Here is a 15,213-nt window from a genome sequence, read left to right as displayed (position 1 = left end):
GTCGTGCTCGGCGTTCAACCACGTCTCATCCGAGGGAAGTTCACCATGAAGCTTTACAAGGCCGGTGCGGCCGTCGCCGCGGCCGTGGCTCTCGCCCTGACCGCGACCGCCTGTGGCGGCAGCGGCGACAAGACGTCCGGCGACGCCGGTTCGAGCGGTGGCGCCAAGAAGGACAAGGTCGTCATCGGCATCAAGTTCGACCAGCCCGGTGTCGGTCTGAAGACCCCCGACGGCAAGTTCACCGGTTTCGATGTCGACGTGGCGACGTACGTGGCCAAGGAACTCGGCTACCAGCCCGACCAGATCGAGTTCAAGCAGGCCATCAGCGCCGAGCGCGAGAACCTGATCTCCAACGGTGACGTGAAGTTCGTCGTCGCGAGCTACTCGATCAACGAGAAGCGCAAGGCGAAGGTCGACTTCGCCGGCCCGTACCTCCTCGCGCACCAGGACCTGCTGGTCCGTGCCGACGACACCTCGATCACCAAGCCCGAGGACCTGAACAAGAAGAAGCTCTGCTCGGTCACCGGCTCCACCTCGGCGCAGAACGTCAAGGAGAAGCTGGCCCCGGAGGCCGACCTCAAGCAGAACGCGGGCTACTCCGAGTGCCTGACCGCTCTGGAGAGCAAGGCCGTCGACGCCCTGACCACGGACAACTCGATCCTGGCCGGCTACGCCGCGCAGGAGAAGAACAAGGGCAAGTTCAAGCTGGTCGGGCTGAGCCTGAGCAACGAGAACTACGGCATCGGTCTGAAGAAGGGCGACAAGGACCTTCAGACCAAGATCAACGCCGCGCTCAAGAAGATGGTCTCGGACGGCGCCTGGGAGGCGGCCGTGAAGAAGAACTTCGGCCCCGCCGGCTACAAGAACGAGCCTGCCCCGCAGATCACCGAAGGCAGCTGATTCCTCGGTGAGGAGCGTCGCCGCCCGCCTGCCGCGGGCGGCGGCGCCCCTCACCGGCCATCCTGGGGAGAGCGCAGGGCAACGTGTTCGACTTTCTTGATTCCGGGCAGTACGACGTGCTCGGAGCCTTCTGGGTGACGGTTCAGCTCACCCTCTACTCGGCGATCGGGTCCCTGATATGGGGCACCGCCCTGGCGGGGATGCGGGTCAGCCCGGTCCCGCTGATGCGCGGTTTCGGCACCACCTACGTCAACGTGGTGCGCAACACCCCGCTGACCCTGGTGATCATCGGGTGCTCGCTGGGTCTCAGCGAGACCCTCGGCATCACCCTGGGCGGCGACACGTTCAAGGAGACCGGTTTCCGACTGGCGGTCCTCGGACTGACGGCCTACACCGGCACCTTCGTCTGCGAGGCACTGCGCTCGGGCATCAACACGGTTCCCGTGGGCCAGGCCGAAGCGGCGCGCGCGCTGGGCCTGAGCTTCTTCCAGGTGCTCCGGCTGATCGTGCTCCCCCAGGCCTTCCGGGCGGTCATCGCGCCGCTCACCAACGTACTGATCGCACTCACCAAGAACACCACGGTGGCTGCGGCCATCGGCGTGGCCGAAGCGGCCCTGCTGATGAAGGAAATGATCGAGAACGAGGCAGACGCGCTCTTCGCCGTCTTCGGGGTCTTCGCCCTGGGCTTCGTCCTGCTGACCCTGCCCACCGGCCTGCTGCTGGGCTGGGTGGCCAAGCGAGCGGCGGTGAAGCGATGACGTCCGTGCTGTACGACGCACCGGGTCCGAAGGCGAAGGCCCGGAACTGGATCTACTCCGGCGTCTTCGTCGTGCTCCTCGGCCTCGCCCTGTGGTGGGCGCTGGGGCTCATGGCCGACAAGAACCAGCTCGACGCCGACAAGTGGAGCCCCTTCGTCACCGACAGCCAGATCTGGACGACGTTCCTGATCCCCGGCCTGCTGGAGACCCTCAAGGCCGGCGTGATCGCCATGGTGATCGCCCTGCCGCTGGGCGCCCTGCTGGGCATCGGCCGGCTGTCCGACCACGCCTGGGTCCGGGTGCCCGTCGGGGCGTTCGTCGAGTTCTTCCGCGCCATCCCGGTGCTGATGCTGATGCTGTTCGGCTACGCCCTGTACGTCCAGTACACGGGCGTGTCCTCCGACTTCCGCCCGCTGTACGCGGTGGTCACGGGGCTGGTGCTGTACAACGCCTCGGTCATCGCCGAGATCGTCCGGGCCGGCGTCCTGTCCCTCCCGAACGGGCAGACCGACGCCGCCAAGGCGATCGGCATGCGCAAGGGCCAGACCATGGTCCACGTGCTGATCCCGCAGGCCGTCACCGCGATGTTGCCGGCCCTGGTCAGCCAGCTGGTCGTGATCCTCAAGGACACGGCCCTCGGCGGCACCGTGCTCGGCCTCGGCGAGCTGATGTCGATGTCCCGGCAGATCTCGGCGAACTACAGCAACACGATCGCGACCTTCGTGGTGATCGCGCTGGTCTACGTCGCGGTGAACTTCGCCCTCACCTCCTTCGCGTCCTGGCTGGAAGGCCGTCAGCGCAAGTCGAAGCGCGGAACCGGCGCCGTGGTCGGCGTCGCGGAGGTCGACGACCTCGCCACCGGCGCGAACAGTGGTGGCGCCTGACCGACGGGTCGACTGACACCAAGTCAGTCATGGTGCGTAGCCTGTGTGGTGCGGCGGAGACCTTCCGCCGCACCACACCGCGTTGCCCCGACGAGTGTCACTTGACGCAGGCACTTCCAGTCGGTTGCATACGTTGTGTGATCACATACCGGACATCGGGAGCCGCGTCATGGACCCGGTGATCGTCGTCGGCGCGGGCCCCGTCGGGCTCGCGCTGTCCCTCGCCCTGGCCGGCGCGGGCGTACCCACCGTCGTACTCGACGAGGGCCCGGGCAAGGACGACCCGCGCCCGGCCCGCTCCGTCGTCCTGCACGCCGACACCGCCGCGATGGCGCACCGCCTCGGTTGTACGACGCTGCGCGACGAGGGCGCCCACTTCGCCGCGTGGCGCACCTCGCGGCGCGGCCGGGATTCGCGCCGGATCACCTTCGAGGACCACCCGGCCCCGCTGCACCTGCCCCAGCACGCCCTGACGCGCGGACTGCGCGACGCCGCCGGCGCGCACCCGCTGGTCCGGCTGGTGACCGACTGCCGACTGGACGCCCTGGAACAGGACGAGCGCGGCGTCACCGCGCACACCCGGGGCGGCGAGACGACCTGGTGGCGCGGCAGTCACCTCGTGGGCTGCGACGGGGCCCGTTCCACCGTCCGCAAGCTCCTCGGGATCCGCTTCCCCGGCCGGACGTCCGTGGAGCGACACGCGGTGGCCGCGCTCCGTACCGAACTCCCCTGGCCCGGCGAGGCGTTGCTGCACCGCGGCGCGCACCACGAGGTCACCGCCCGCCCGTTGCCCGACGGGGTGTGGCGGCTGGACTGGCTGCTCCCGGCGCGCGGCGAACTCGTCACCCCGGACGCCCTGGTGACCCTCATCCGGGACACCCTCGCGGCGTGGTGCGGGGGGACGACTCCCCCGTACGACCTGATCGACACCGGCGTCCACACCCTGCACCACCGGCTCGCCCGGCGCTGGCGCGACGGCCGGGCCTACCTCGCCGGGGACGCGGCGCACCTGCTGGGCGCGCTCGGCACCCAGGGCGTCGAGGAGGGGCTGCGGGACGCCGAGAACCTGGCCTGGAAGCTGGCCCTGGACTGGCACCAGGGCGCCTCCGAGGCCCTGTTGGACAGTTACGAGGCCGAGCGGCGCACCGCGGTCGCCGCCCGGCTGCGCGCCGCCGACCAGGCGATGCCGGGGCTGCGCGGCGGGAACGGCCTGCGCACCTACCTCCCCGGCGCGGCCCGGTCCGCCGAGGACCGGCTCACCGACGGCCACCTCGGCCGGGGACAGCTGGGCGCGGAGCCCTCGTACGCCCCTCCGGTGGCCGTACGGGAGGTCCCGACGGCCACCGAACCGGGCGGGCCGGTGGCCGACGTCCCGGTGACGGCGCCCGACGGCACCACGGTGCCGCTGCGCGACCTGCTCGGGCGGGGCCGGCTACTGGTGCTCCTCGTCGCTCCGGGCACCGGGGTGTGGGACCGCCGCCACTGGCTCGGCGCCGGTCTGATGCCCCGGCTGGCGGCGGCGGTCAGCGCGCTCCCGACCCGCGCGGACCTGCTGGTCGCGGACAGCTACCCGGGGGCCCCGGCGCACACCGTGCTGCTGGTACGGCCCGACGGGCACCTGGCGGCGACCTTCGCGGGGGTCCGGCCGGCGGAGCTGTACGAGGCGGCGGACGCCGTCCGGGGCGGGGCGCCCGGACCGGCGCGCGCGCCCTCCGTCACCCCCGCCGTGACCACACCCACCTCCGTGATCGATTGACCGGTCTTGCGTCCACGTGCTTCACTCGCGGACATGACCGGCAACGACGTACGCCTGTGGCGGAGGGTTCACATGGACCTGCTCCGCTACGCGGGCTGCGTGTGTCGCCCTTCCTGTTGATTCGCCCTTTCCCCCGCGCGCCCCGTGCCCTCGCAGGCCCGCGCGCACCTTCGCGAACATCCAGGACGGTCATTCCATGTCTTCCCCCACCCTGATCTCGGCCGGTCCGACGACCGCCGAGCTTCTCGACTTCGCGCTGCGCACGGCGGCGGACCCCGAGATCGTGGGCTCGCTCCCGCTCGACCCCGAGGGCCGTACGTGGGTCCGGCTGGACGGTCCCGGCGGCAGCGAGGCCTGGCTGATCGGCTGGCCTCCGGGCACCGGTACCGGCTGGCACGACCACGCCGAGTCGCGCGGCGCGTTCGCCACCGCGCGCGGCCGGCTCACCGAACACTCCCTGGCCGTCCGGCTTCCCGCCGAGGGCTGGCAGTCCCTCGAACTGGCCCCGGACGTGGACCGCAGGCGTGATCTGACGGAGGGCACGGGCCGCGGCTTCGGTCTGCACCACGTGCACGAGGTGCTCAACGAGTCCCCCGGCGAGCACGCCGTCTCCGTCCACGCGTACTACCCGCCGCTCCCGTTGATCCGCCGCTACAGCCGCAGCGGGCCCGTGTTGCGGCTGGAGCACGTCGAGCGCCCGTCGGACTGGCAGTGAGCGCGGCGCCGGAGGGCATCGACGCCCTCGTCGACCGCCTCAGGACCACCTACACCCGGGTCTCGCCGGAACAGGCGCACGCCGCCGCCCGCGAGGGCTCGCTCCTCGTGGACATCCGGTACCAGGCGCTGCGCGACCGTGACGGCCTGATCCCGGGGGCGCTGGTCGTCGAACGCAACGAACTGGAATGGCGTCTCGACCCCCAGGGCTCCCACCGGCTGCCCGAGGCGACGGGCCATGACATCGAGGTCGTCGTCATCTGCAACGAGGGCTACGCCTCCACCCTGGCCGCGGTCTCCCTCCACGCCTTGGGGCTGCACCGGGCGACGGACCTGACGGGCGGGTTCCAGGCCTGGAAGTCGGCCGGCCTCCCCACCACCGCCGCCTGACGCACCCCACCCCGTCCCGGCCGCCGCACCGGCCCACCGCCCGTCCCCCCGCGGTACGGGCCGGGGGACGGTCAGCCGCCGGGGTACCCCGGGGCGTCCGCCTCGTCGGCGTCCTCCGCCTCCAACGCGCGGCGGACCACCCGCAGGGCCATGCCCTCCGGGTACCCCTTGCGGGCCAGCATCCCGGCGAGCCGCCGGATCCGCTTGTCCCGCTCCAGGCCCCGGGTCGAGCGGAGCTTGCGCTCCACGAGCTCCCGGGCCGTCTCTTCCTCCTGCTCGGAGTCCAGTTGTTCCAGCGCCTCCTGCACGAGGGTGGCGTGTACTCCCTTGGTCCGCAGTTCCTGCGCGAGCGCCCGTCGCGCCAGACCGCGGCCCCGGTGGCGGGACTCGACCCAGGCGCCGGCGAAGGCGGCGTCGTCGATCAGGCCCACCTCCTCGTACCGGGAGAGGACCTCCTGCGACACCTCCTCGGGGATGCCCCGCTTCTCCAGGGCGTCCGCGAGCTGCCGCCGGGTTCGCGGCATCCCGGTGAGCAGGCGCAGACAGATCGCCCGCGCCTGCTCCTCGGGACTCTGGGGCGGCAGCGCACCGCGGGCTTCACGACCGCCCTCCCGGCGGCCCTCCCGACCGGCTCCGCCGCCCCTTTCCTGCTCCCGCACGGGTCAGCTCTTGGCTACGGCGGCCTTGGCCGTCGTCTTCGCCTTCGATGCCGGCGCGGGCACGGCCGCGGCATCGGCGGGAGCGTCCGCGCCGGCCTCGGCGGGGGCCGCCTCGGCGTCCTTGCGCACGCCCACGCCCAGCTTCTCCTTGATCTTCCGCTCGATCTCGTCGGCGAGAGCCGGGTTGTCCTTCAGGAAGTTGCGGGCGTTCTCCTTGCCCTGGCCGAGCTGGTCGCCCTCGTACGTGTACCAGGCGCCGGCCTTGCGCACGAAGCCGTGCTCCACGCCCATGTCGATCAGGCCGCCCTCGCGGCTGATGCCCTGGCCGTAGAGGATGTCGAACTCGGCCTGCTTGAACGGCGGCGCGACCTTGTTCTTGACGACCTTGACGCGGGTGCGGTTGCCGACCGCGTCCGTGCCGTCCTTCAGGGTCTCGATACGGCGGATGTCCAGACGCACCGAGGCGTAGAACTTCAGCGCGCGACCACCGGTGGTGGTCTCCGGCGAGCCGAACATCACGCCGATCTTCTCGCGGAGCTGGTTGATGAAGATCGCGGTGGTCTTGGACTGGTTGAGGGCACCGGTGATCTTCCGGAGTGCCTGGCTCATCAGTCGGGCCTGGAGACCCACGTGGGAGTCACCCATCTCGCCCTCGATCTCCGCGCGCGGCACGAGCGCCGCGACGGAGTCGATGACGATCAGGTCGAGAGCACCGGAGCGGACCAGCATGTCCACGATCTCCAGCGCCTGCTCGCCGGTGTCGGGCTGGGAAAGGATGAGGTTGTCGGTGTCGACGCCGAGGGCCTTGGCGTACTCGGGGTCCAGCGCGTGCTCGGCGTCCACGAAGGCGACGGTGCCGCCGGCCTTCTGGGCGTTGGCCACGGCGTGCAGGGTCAGGGTGGTCTTACCGGAGGACTCCGGTCCGTACACCTCGATCACACGGCCGCGGGGGAGTCCGCCGACGCCCAGGGCGATGTCCAGCGCGGTCGAGCCGGTGGGGATGACCTCGATGGGGTCGTTCGGCTTGTCGCCGAGGCGCATGACCGCACCCTTGCCGAATTGCCGTTCAATCTGTGCGAGAGCGGCGTCTAGAGCCTTCTCGCGGTCGGTGCCTGCCATGGGTTCCACCCGATTTGCTTGAGTCGATCGCTTCACGCCATTGACGCTAACGCCTGCCACTGACAATGCGCTCCCACGCACTGCTCAGCTGTGGATAACTCATGAGAATGGATGTTCGATTTCCCTGTCAAGCGCACCACGCCCACCCCGCCCCACCCGCCCCCGACCTGGTGTGACGGCGGCTGCGGCCGCGGGGAGGGCGCGCCGACCCACCCCGCGGAACGGCCGGCGAACAAGGATCCGGAAGCATCCGCACCCCCGCAGCCGGCACCGGCGGGCGGACGAAGGACGGACGGAGGACGGACGGGTGGACGAGCAGACGGAGAGCGGACGGGCGGACGGAGAGCGGCCGCGCGACCGGACGGGCGAGCGGCCCGGACACCTTCCGTCCAGGTCGGGTCATTAGGCTCGCGACATGGCCAACGATCTCGGATTCACGTGTTCACGCTGCGGCGGGCACCACGCGGAGCTCCCCCTGAGCTACTCGACGATGGCACCCGACGCCTGGAACCCCGGCTTCGAAGCCGATCCGGACAGCTCGCTGTCGTCCGAGCAGTGCGTCATCCAGGGTCGCCACTTCTTCATCAGGGGTCTGATCGAGATACCCGTGGTCGACAGCGGCGACGTCTTCTCTTGGGGCGTCTGGGTCTCGTTGAGCAAGGACAACTTCGGCCGCGCCCTCGAGCTGTGGCACGCGGAGGGCCGCGAGGCCGAGAAGCCGTACTTCGGCTGGCTCAGCACGGAGCTCGCGCTCTACTCCCCCGGGACGGTCAACCTGAAGACGACCTGCCACACGCGCCCGGTCGGGCGGCGCCCCTTCATCGAGCTGGAGCCCACCGCGCACCCGCTCGCCGTCGAACAGCGCACCGGGATCACCCTCGACCGGGTGCGTGAGATCGCCGCGGCCGTGCTGCACCCGGCCTGACCGGTCCGACCGCGCGGCCGACGACGCGACGCGCGCCCGACGACGCGCGGCCGACACCCGACGCGCCCCCGGCGACGCGCAATCGGCGACACGCGCCCGACGACGCGCAATCGGCGACGCCCGCGGCCGCCCGCCCCGCGCGCACGCCGCCGAGGCGGCGGACACACGGCGACGGGCGGCCGCGGGACCGTTACGGCTTGGGCAGTGCGCAGCCGGGGCGGTTCAGGTCGATCACGTTGCCGGCGCCTATGCAGGGGACGATCGTGTAGGTCTGCTGGGCGTAGTTGATGCCCCGACGGACCGTCACGTTGCCGTTCTGGTCCACCTCACACGGGTTGTTGTCGGTGCACCGGCCGCCGTCCTCGTTGCCGGTGTTGTTGACGGCGACGACCTTGCCCGTCGTCGTGTCGATCACCGGCGAGCCCGAGGTGCCGCCGATGGTGTTGCAGGCCGAGGTGTAGCGGACCGAGTCCTTCCAGGTCCACTCGCCCTCCTTGAGCCGGTAGGCGAACCCGTCGACGTTGCAGCTGTAGGTGCGCTTCCAGTACCCCGACACCACCTTGATCGCCGAGCCCTGTACGGGGCGGACGTCGTTGAGGGTGAGCGCGCCGATGCCGTACTGGCTCTGTATCTGCGCGTAGGTCTTGGTGAGTTGGTAGATCGACACGTCCGTGTCGGTCATCGTGGCGTACGCGATCTTGCTCGCCCGGAGGGTCGCCACCTTGGAGCCCGAGGCGTTGAGCAACGAGAAGGAGCGGCTGGACGCCTGGTCCTTGACGACCTCGCCGGCCGCCGGGAAACCGGTCTCCAGGCAGTGTCCGTTGGAGAGGACCAGGGCGGGGTCGTTCGGCTGGGAGGCGGGGGCGCGGACGACGGAGCCGGAACAGTTGCTGAGCGCGACCGTTCCCGCGAAGGTGACCGCGGCGGCCGGGGCCGCCTTCTCCTCCAAGGGTACGGAGGCCACGGCCGGGGCCGCCGCCGCTCCCATGAGGAGCACGGAGAGCAGGGCGCCGGCGAGAGGCTTGTTCACGTGGGGGGTTCCCCTCTCGAATCGTGGGCTGGGTTCGCCCGTGACAATGCGACCGAAGATCCTTCGGTTGTCATGCGCATTGTTGAGAGGTCCCGCCCAACCCACAAGAGGGCATGGGGAGTTGACGAAAGCCGTTATCACCGGGTGGGTGGCCGGATCCGAGCCCCCACCTCACACGCTCCTCGCGCGATCCCCCGGCGCGCGACGCGACGCCACACGACGCGAGAAGACCGGCCGATCCACCCCTCGGGCGGATCGGCCGGTCACCGGGCGGACGTCGCCGCCCCTCCTATCTCCGGGACTTGGGGGTGGTGAGCCTGGCTCCGGCCCAGCGCTTGGTCACACTGACCGGCCGGGCCTGCGAGAGGCCGGCCGTCGTGACGGCCTCGGCGATGTCGCTGGGCTCGACGTGTCCGTCCAGTCCGACCTTCGGGGTGAGGAGCCAGATCACGCCACCGTCCTCCAGCAGCGCGATGCAGTCGACGAGCCCGTCGGTGAGGTCGCCATCCTCCTCCCGGAACCACAGGAGGACGACGTCCACGACGTCGTCGTAGTCCTCTCCGACCAGTTCCTGACCGATGACCCGCGCGATGCCCGCGCGCAGCTCCTCGTCGACGTCGTCGCCCAGGCCGATCTCCTGGACGACCTGGCCGGGCTCGAATCCGAGCCGGGCCTCGGGGCCGCCCGTCCGCTCGTCTTCCGATGTCGTCACCGCGGTCTCCTCCACTTCGGGCGCGCCCATCGCGCACGTGCGTAACGTAGCCGATCCGATACGGAACGTGGCGCCCCGAACGCGGCAGTCGGCCCTGTGGGACGCCGGCTCCCCCGCCCCGGGGCGATCCACCGGCGGCGACGGAAGCCGCGCACGCACGAGCGAGTGACAACCCAGGGTTGACACTCGCTCGACTGTCAACCTACGGTTGCCTCCATGACGAACCCTCCCGTGGAACCCGTTCGCATGACGAATCCGGTACGACTCGACGACCTCATCGAGGCCATCAAGAAGGTCCACTCCGACACCCTGGAGCAGCTCAGCGGGGCCGTCGTCGCCGCCGAGGCCCTCGGTGACGTGGCCGATCACCTCATCGGCCACTTCGTCGACCAGGCCCGCCGCTCGGGCGCCTCCTGGACCGACATCGGCCGCAGCATGGGCGTCACCCGCCAGGCCGCGCAGAAGCGCTTCGTCCCCAAGAGCGACAAGGGCGACGGCGCCGACGGCGACCTCGACGCCGCGCAGGGCTTCGCCCGCTTCACCCCCCGCGCCCGCAACGTCGTGATGACCGCGCAGAACGAGGCCCGCGCCGCGGGCAACACCGAGATCCGCACCGAGCACCTGGTCCTCGGCCTGCTCGCCGATCCCGGGTCGCTCGCCGGTCAGGCCCTGCGCGCCCAGCGGATCGCGGCGGACGACGTCCGCGCCGCGGCCGGCGCCGCGCTGCCGCAGGCCGTCGCGGAGGTACCCGACCTCGTCCCCTTCGACGCCGGCGCCAAGAAGGCCCTGGAGCTCACCTTCCGCGAGGCCCTGCGGCTCGGCCACAACTTCGTCGGCACCGAGCACCTCCTGCTCGCCCTGCTGGAGCTGGAGAACGGCGAGGGCGTGCTGAGCGGCCTGGGCGTCGACAAGGCCGGCGTCGAGGCGACCGTCACCGAAGTCCTGGCAGCCGTACTCGTCGACGCGGACGGGAAGAAGTAGACGCGTCCGCGCCCTCCGTCAGCTCGTACCGCTTCACGTACGCGCCGAGGAAGGCCTGCAGCGTGGCGACGGCCGGGATCGCGATGAGCGCCCCGACCGCGCCGAGCAGGGCGGTGCCCGCGATGACCGAGCCGAAGGCGACCGCGGGATGGATGTCCACGGTCCGCGACGTCAGCTTGGGCTGGAGCACGTAGTTCTCGAACTGCTGGTAGACCACCACGAACCCGAGGACGTACAGCGCGTACCAGGGATCGATGGTGAAGGCGATCAGCATCGGCAGCGCGCCCGCCAGGTAGGTGCCGATGGTGGGGATGAACTGGGACACCAGCCCCACCCACACCGCGAGGGCGGGCGCGTACGGCACGCCCAGGACCGCGAACAGGATGTAGTGCGCGACCCCGGAGATCAGCGCCATCAGCCCGCGCGAGTAGAGGTACCCGCCCGTCTTGGCGACGGCGATCTCCCAGGCGCGCAGCACCTCCGACTGCTTGCCGGGCGGCAGCACGGAGCACAGCGCGCGGCGCAGCCGCGGGCCGTCGGCGGCGAAGTAGAAGGAGAACAGCCCGACCGTCAGCAGCCTGAAGAGTCCGCCGAGGACGGTGGCGGACACGTCGAGCACGCCGGTCGCGCTGTTCTGCACGTACTTCTGCAACCAGTCCGAATGCAGGAGGCTGTCCTGGATCGACAACCGGGACAGTTCGGTGTGGAAGGTGTCGTTGATCGATCTGATCACCGAGTCCAGGTACTTCGGGAAGCTCCCCACCATGTCCACGATCTGCCCGGCGAGCATCGAGCCGAGCAGCGCGACGAATCCGGCGGTCGCCACGAGGACGCCCAGGTAGACCAGGAAGGTGGCGAACCCGCGGCGCATGCCGCGGGCCGCCATCCGCGCCACCGCCGGCTCTATGGCGAGGGCGAGGAAGAAGGCGATCAGGATGTTGACGAGCAGCCCGATCAGCTGGTGGAAGGCCCAGCTGCCGAGCTGGAAACAGGCGACGAGGGCCAGTACGAGGATCACCGCGCGCGGCAACCACCGCGGCATCCGCGCCTCGGCCGGGCCCCGCGCGGGCGGGGGCACCCGGTCCGGGCCGCCGTCGTCGCGCGGCCGGCCCCCGGGATCGGCGGGGGTCCGCGCGGGCTGTTCGGTCGTCTCTTCTGTCGCTGCCACGCCGCCCAGTGTGTCCCACCTGCGGCGCCGCCGAGGAAACGGGCGGCGGGCTCAGCGCAGCGAGGCCGGTACGTCCATCGCCGCGCACACCGCGCGCCACACGTCCTTGGCCTCCCAGCCGGCGTCGAGGGCCTGGTGGACGGTGCGCCCGCCGAGTTCGGTCATGACGTGGTCCCGCGCGAAGGAATCCGCGTAGCCCGCGCCGAAGTGCTCGGCCATCCGTTCCCAGAAAATCGTCAACCGCATGCCACCAGTATCGCGCCCCGGAGAGTGCACCGACCGCGTTCGTGCCCGTCGCCGCATCCGTGCGCCCTACGGTTTCACGCATGCCCGGAGACGAAGCTTCCTCGCCGGCCCCGGCGGCCTCACCGGCCCCGGCCGCCCCGCTGGCCCGGGCCGAGCAGTTCATCTGGCTCACCGCCCGGGTCCTGGAGCAGCGCCGGTTCGCGTTCCACTTCCTCGGCGGGGACGCCGACGCGGTGGACGCCGCCCTCGGCGCGTACCTGGGCGCCGACGGGGGCTACGGACACGCGCTGGACCCGGATCTGCGCGGCCCGCTGAGCCAGCCCCTGCACACCGCGCACGCCCTGCGCGTCCTCGACGCCCTGGGCCGCTGCACGGGTCGGCGCATCGAACGGCTCTGCCGCCACCTCACCCTGGTCTCCACCCCGGAGGGCGCCCTGCCCCTGGTCTTCCCGGCCCCGCGCGACTATCCGGCGGCCCCCTACCACCCGGTGCGCGACGATCCCCCGAGCGAGCTGTTGACCACCGGGCCGATCGTCGGCCTCCTCCACCGCAACCGGGTCTGGCACGCCTGGCTGTTCCGGGCCACGGACTTCTGTTGGGACCGGGTCGAGACCCTGCGCCACTCGCATCCGTACGAGATCCAGAGCGCGGTGGCCTTCCTCGACGGGGCGCCCGACCGGGGGCGCGCGGCGGCGGCCGCGGACCGGCTCGGGCGGCTGGTGCGGGAGCGGGGGTTCGTCGTGCTGGATCCGGAGCGCCGCGACGAGCGGCCGCCGGCCGCGGGCTACGCGCCGGGCGAGCGGCTGTTCCCGTACGACTTCGCGCGCCGCCCCGAGTCGCTGGCGCGCGGGTGGTTCACCGACGCGGAGATGGAGCGCGCCCTGGACTTCCTCGCGGCCGAGCAGCAGGCGGACGGCGGCTGGCCGGTGCGTCGCAGGGCGTGGGCGCCGGGCAGTTCCCTGGAGCGGCGGCCGATCGCCACGGTGGAGGCGCTGCTGACCCTGCGCGCGTACGGTCGCCCGCTCACGCCGGTCACCGCGCAGGTCACCGCTCCGGTCACCCGGTCAGGGCCCGCAGTCCCGCGGTGACGGCCACCGCGACCCCGACCACCACCAGGAACGGGGCGCGCAGCAGCAGGGCGATCCCGGCGGCGGCCAGGCCGGCGGCCCGGGCGTCCAGCACCAGTTCGTGCCCGGTGCTGAAGGTCTGCTGGGCGGTGAGCGCGGCGAGCAGGGCGACGGGCAGCAGGGCGGCGAGTTGGCGCACCGCGGGCCGTTCCAGGGCTTCGGCGGGGACGAGCAGTCCGGCGAGCTTGACCGCGTAGCAGCCGACGATGGTCACCGCGATGGCGATCCAGACGTTCACGAGCGGCGTCCCTTCATCCACAGCACGATCGGCGCGGCCAGCGCCGCGGCCAGCACGGGCACCCCGGAGGGCAGCACGGGCAACAGGCCCAGCCCGAGCACCACGGCGAGGGCGGCCACGGCCCGCTCGGTGGAGGTCTTCAGCATCGGCGCGAGCAGGGCCAGGAACACGGCGGGCCCGGCGGCGTCCAGCCCCCACACCCGGGTGTCCCCGATGGCCTCGGCGCCGAGGGCGCCCAGCAGCGTGGTCAGGTTCCACAGCGCGTAGAGGGTCAGCCCGGTCACGGTGAAGCCGAGCCGGGCCGACTTCCGGTCGGGCTGGGCCAGGGCCACGGCGGTGGTCTCGTCGATCACCCAGTGCGCGGCGAAGGGCCGTACCGCCCTGGGGAGGGCCAGCAACTGGGACAGTCGCAGCCCGTAGAAGGCGTTGCGGGTGCCGAGGAAGAAGGCCCCGGCGGCGGCGGTGAACGGGTTCCCGCCCGCCGCCAGTGCCCCGACCAGCGCGAACTGCGAGGCCCCGGTGAACACCAGCAGGCTCAGCACACAGGCCTGGAGCACGCTCACGCCCGCTCCGGCCGCGGTCACCCCGAACGCGAACCCGGACAGCCCGACGGCCACGCCGACCCCGAGCGCGTCCCGGATCACGGCGGCCCGCGGCTTGTCGGCGACCCCCTCGTCGGGGGCCTCTCGTATCACCATCAGATGTTCTCCCACCCCGCGAACCTAGGCGTGCGGGGGCGGCCCGGTCTTGTACGTTCTTGCGGCCCGCTCCCGCCGGTACGCGCCCGGGGGCACCCCGACGATCCGGGTGAAGTGGCGGTTCAGGTGCGGCTGGTCGGTGAAGCCCACGACGACGGCCGCCTCGGCCGGCGCGGTGCCCGCGTCCAGCAGCCGGCGCGCCCGGCGGACCCGGGCATCGGTGAGCCAGGTGTGCGGCGGCATCCCGTACCGCTCCCGGAAAGCCCGCAGCAGGGCGAACGGGCTGGTGCCCAGTTCCGTGGCGAGCTGCTCCAGCGAGGGCGGCTCGGCCATCCGGTCCTCCAGGGCGATCCGGGCCCGCTCGGCGTCCGAGGCACCCGCCCGGCGCGTCTCGCGCACCGGCAACGGTCCGGCGTGCCGGGTCAGCATCCGCGCGACCGCGCTCCGCAGCAGGGTGTCGGCGGCCAGCGCGTTGCCGGCCTCGGCGGCCCGGTGCACCTCGGTGATCACCCGGGAGGTGTGCGGATCGGCGACCATGTCGGCCGTGAAGCCCGGGGTTCCGCGCAGGGTGCCGATCTCGGCGGCGACCTCGGTGATCAGTTCCCGGGACGGGTAGAGGGTGGCGTAGGCCCAGCCCTCGGGGACGCCGGCGCGGGCGGTGTGCGGGACCTCGGGGTTGATCAGGACCACGCTGCCCGGGCCGGCGCGCAGGGTGGTGCCGGGCAGGCCGATCTCCTCGATGCCGCCGGTGACGGCCGCGATGACGTACCCGTCGTGCGCGTGGCGCGGGAAGGTGTGCCGGACGTAGTGCGCGCGCAGCAGGTCCAGGCCCGGCAGCTCCGCGTGCTGCCAGTGTCGCGCCCATTCCCGGCGGCCTTCGTCCGTGCCCATCCCCCCATTCTGCGCCC

At 71.9% G+C, this 15,213-nt stretch carries 19 protein-coding genes; 10 read left to right on the top strand and 9 right to left on the bottom strand.

Annotated elements, in window-relative coordinates; translation table 11 throughout:
- Window positions 1–45 precede the first annotated feature (45 nt).
- The 7 genes from ACIRO3_RS29020 (at window position 46) to ACIRO3_RS28990 (ending at window position 5,402) form a co-directional block, all read left to right on the top strand.
- Complete coding sequence (locus tag ACIRO3_RS29020; protein WP_366000968.1) at window positions 46–900, top strand: glutamate ABC transporter substrate-binding protein; 855 nt, start codon at window positions 46–48, stop codon at window positions 898–900.
- A gap of 83 nt (window positions 901–983) precedes the next feature.
- Entirely contained in the window at window positions 984–1,658 is a 675-nt protein-coding gene (locus ACIRO3_RS29015; protein WP_361773533.1) for an amino acid ABC transporter permease, read from the top strand.
- Window positions 1,655–2,542 (top strand): amino acid ABC transporter permease, encoded by an 888-nt coding sequence (locus tag ACIRO3_RS29010; RefSeq protein ID WP_361773536.1) that lies wholly within the window; start codon window positions 1,655–1,657, stop codon window positions 2,540–2,542. Before ACIRO3_RS29015 ends, ACIRO3_RS29010 begins: the two co-directional genes overlap by 4 nt.
- 169 nt (window positions 2,543–2,711) lie before the next feature.
- Window positions 2,712–4,298, top strand: coding sequence for an FAD-dependent monooxygenase (locus ACIRO3_RS29005; RefSeq protein WP_404141669.1), 1,587 nt, complete (start codon window positions 2,712–2,714; stop codon window positions 4,296–4,298).
- A gap of 33 nt (window positions 4,299–4,331) precedes the next feature.
- Entirely contained in the window at window positions 4,332–4,418 is an 87-nt protein-coding gene (locus ACIRO3_RS29000) for a putative leader peptide (protein ID WP_311318651.1), read from the top strand.
- A gap of 76 nt (window positions 4,419–4,494) precedes the next feature.
- A complete protein-coding gene (locus ACIRO3_RS28995) occupies window positions 4,495–5,013 on the top strand; it encodes a cysteine dioxygenase (protein WP_366000971.1) in 519 nt (172 codons plus the stop codon).
- Window positions 5,010–5,402, top strand: coding sequence for a rhodanese-like domain-containing protein (locus tag ACIRO3_RS28990; RefSeq protein ID WP_361773545.1), 393 nt, complete (start codon window positions 5,010–5,012; stop codon window positions 5,400–5,402). The genes ACIRO3_RS28995 and ACIRO3_RS28990 overlap by 4 nt, the downstream gene beginning before the upstream one ends.
- A gap of 71 nt (window positions 5,403–5,473) precedes the next feature.
- Here the strand turns inward: ACIRO3_RS28990 and recX are convergent, their stop codons facing one another.
- Both recX and recA read right to left on the bottom strand, forming a co-directional pair.
- A complete protein-coding gene (gene recX / locus ACIRO3_RS28985; RefSeq protein ID WP_404141666.1) occupies window positions 5,474–6,061 on the bottom strand; it encodes a recombination regulator RecX in 588 nt (195 codons plus the stop codon).
- Window positions 6,062–6,064: 3 nt separating this feature from the next.
- Entirely contained in the window at window positions 6,065–7,180 is a 1,116-nt protein-coding gene (gene recA, locus ACIRO3_RS28980; RefSeq protein ID WP_361773548.1) for a recombinase RecA, read from the bottom strand.
- 415 nt (window positions 7,181–7,595) lie between these two features.
- Here recA and ACIRO3_RS28975 point away from each other — a divergent pair, with 415 nt between their 5' ends.
- Window positions 7,596–8,105, top strand: a complete 510-nt coding sequence (locus ACIRO3_RS28975; protein ID WP_361773551.1) for a DUF2199 domain-containing protein — start codon at window positions 7,596–7,598, stop codon at window positions 8,103–8,105.
- 190 nt (window positions 8,106–8,295) lie between these two features.
- On the opposite strand, the gene ACIRO3_RS28970 is transcribed toward ACIRO3_RS28975, so the two are convergent.
- Together ACIRO3_RS28970 and ACIRO3_RS28965 are read right to left on the bottom strand one after the other, a co-directional pair.
- Window positions 8,296–9,135 carry a serine protease gene (locus ACIRO3_RS28970; protein WP_366000973.1) on the bottom strand — a complete coding sequence of 280 codons (840 nt, stop codon included), beginning with the start codon at window positions 9,133–9,135 and terminating at the stop codon, window positions 8,296–8,298.
- Between the two features lie 289 nt (window positions 9,136–9,424).
- On the bottom strand, window positions 9,425–9,877 hold the full coding sequence (locus tag ACIRO3_RS28965; protein WP_404141664.1) for a DUF3052 domain-containing protein: 453 nt from the start codon (window positions 9,875–9,877) through the stop codon (window positions 9,425–9,427).
- A gap of 186 nt (window positions 9,878–10,063) precedes the next feature.
- Between ACIRO3_RS28965 and ACIRO3_RS28960 the strand changes: the two genes are divergently transcribed.
- Complete coding sequence (locus tag ACIRO3_RS28960) at window positions 10,064–10,828, top strand: Clp protease N-terminal domain-containing protein (RefSeq protein ID WP_366000974.1); 765 nt, start codon at window positions 10,064–10,066, stop codon at window positions 10,826–10,828.
- Here the strand turns inward: ACIRO3_RS28960 and ACIRO3_RS28955 are convergent.
- Both ACIRO3_RS28955 and ACIRO3_RS28950 read right to left on the bottom strand, forming a co-directional pair.
- Window positions 10,779–11,870 carry an AI-2E family transporter gene (locus ACIRO3_RS28955; protein ID WP_361773635.1) on the bottom strand — a complete coding sequence of 364 codons (1,092 nt, stop codon included), beginning with the start codon at window positions 11,868–11,870 and terminating at the stop codon, window positions 10,779–10,781. The genes ACIRO3_RS28960 and ACIRO3_RS28955 overlap by 50 nt on opposite strands.
- Window positions 11,871–12,047: 177 nt before the next feature.
- Window positions 12,048–12,242 carry a DUF3046 domain-containing protein gene (locus tag ACIRO3_RS28950; RefSeq protein ID WP_053682254.1) on the bottom strand — a complete coding sequence of 65 codons (195 nt, stop codon included), beginning with the start codon at window positions 12,240–12,242 and terminating at the stop codon, window positions 12,048–12,050.
- An 80-nt stretch (window positions 12,243–12,322) separates the two neighbouring features.
- Between ACIRO3_RS28950 and ACIRO3_RS28945 the strand changes: the two genes are divergently transcribed.
- On the top strand, window positions 12,323–13,330 hold the full coding sequence (locus ACIRO3_RS28945; protein ID WP_404141662.1) for a hypothetical protein: 1,008 nt from the start codon (window positions 12,323–12,325) through the stop codon (window positions 13,328–13,330).
- Here the strand turns inward: ACIRO3_RS28945 and ACIRO3_RS28940 are convergent.
- From ACIRO3_RS28940 to ACIRO3_RS28930, 3 genes are read right to left on the bottom strand one after another with little or no spacing between them, the layout of a single operon-like run.
- The gene (locus ACIRO3_RS28940) at window positions 13,299–13,607 is read right to left on the bottom strand and encodes an AzlD domain-containing protein (protein ID WP_404141660.1); all 309 of its coding nucleotides are present in this window, start codon (window positions 13,605–13,607) and stop codon (window positions 13,299–13,301) included. The two genes, ACIRO3_RS28945 and ACIRO3_RS28940, sit on opposite strands and share 32 nt — an antisense overlap.
- Window positions 13,604–14,305, bottom strand: coding sequence for an AzlC family ABC transporter permease (locus ACIRO3_RS28935; RefSeq protein ID WP_404141658.1), 702 nt, complete (start codon window positions 14,303–14,305; stop codon window positions 13,604–13,606). Before ACIRO3_RS28935 ends, ACIRO3_RS28940 begins: the two co-directional genes overlap by 4 nt.
- A gap of 24 nt (window positions 14,306–14,329) precedes the next feature.
- Window positions 14,330–15,196 (bottom strand): AraC family transcriptional regulator, encoded by an 867-nt coding sequence (locus ACIRO3_RS28930; protein WP_404141656.1) that lies wholly within the window; start codon window positions 15,194–15,196, stop codon window positions 14,330–14,332.
- Window positions 15,197–15,213: the final 17 nt, after the last annotated feature.

Origin of the sequence: Streptomyces sp. NPDC102278, assembly GCF_044766345.1 — a bacterium.
Classification (GTDB): domain Bacteria; phylum Actinomycetota; class Actinomycetes; order Streptomycetales; family Streptomycetaceae; genus Streptomyces.
This window is presented reverse-complemented; position numbering and strand designations above follow the sequence as displayed.

Coding starts and splice junctions, on each gene's coding strand:
- ACIRO3_RS28995 (WP_366000971.1), top strand. CDS start 4,495: ATGTCTTCCCCCACCCTGATCTCGGCCGGTCCGACGACCGCCGAGCTT.
- ACIRO3_RS28960 (WP_366000974.1), top strand. CDS start 10,064: ATGACGAACCCTCCCGTGGAACCCGTTCGCATGACGAATCCGGTACGA.
- ACIRO3_RS28975 (WP_361773551.1), top strand. CDS start 7,596: ATGGCCAACGATCTCGGATTCACGTGTTCACGCTGCGGCGGGCACCAC.
- ACIRO3_RS28955 (WP_361773635.1), bottom strand. CDS start 11,870: ATGCCGCGGTGGTTGCCGCGCGCGGTGATCCTCGTACTGGCCCTCGTC.
- ACIRO3_RS28935 (WP_404141658.1), bottom strand. CDS start 14,305: ATGGTGATACGAGAGGCCCCCGACGAGGGGGTCGCCGACAAGCCGCGG.
- ACIRO3_RS29005 (WP_404141669.1), top strand. CDS start 2,712: ATGGACCCGGTGATCGTCGTCGGCGCGGGCCCCGTCGGGCTCGCGCTG.
- ACIRO3_RS29010 (WP_361773536.1), top strand. CDS start 1,655: ATGACGTCCGTGCTGTACGACGCACCGGGTCCGAAGGCGAAGGCCCGG.
- ACIRO3_RS28930 (WP_404141656.1), bottom strand. CDS start 15,196: ATGGGCACGGACGAAGGCCGCCGGGAATGGGCGCGACACTGGCAGCAC.
- ACIRO3_RS28950 (WP_053682254.1), bottom strand. CDS start 12,242: ATGCGGTTGACGATTTTCTGGGAACGGATGGCCGAGCACTTCGGCGCG.
- ACIRO3_RS28945 (WP_404141662.1), top strand. CDS start 12,323: ATGCCCGGAGACGAAGCTTCCTCGCCGGCCCCGGCGGCCTCACCGGCC.
- ACIRO3_RS29020 (WP_366000968.1), top strand. CDS start 46: ATGAAGCTTTACAAGGCCGGTGCGGCCGTCGCCGCGGCCGTGGCTCTC.
- recA (WP_361773548.1), bottom strand. CDS start 7,180: ATGGCAGGCACCGACCGCGAGAAGGCTCTAGACGCCGCTCTCGCACAG.
- ACIRO3_RS29000 (WP_311318651.1), top strand. CDS start 4,332: ATGACCGGCAACGACGTACGCCTGTGGCGGAGGGTTCACATGGACCTG.
- ACIRO3_RS28965 (WP_404141664.1), bottom strand. CDS start 9,877: ATGGGCGCGCCCGAAGTGGAGGAGACCGCGGTGACGACATCGGAAGAC.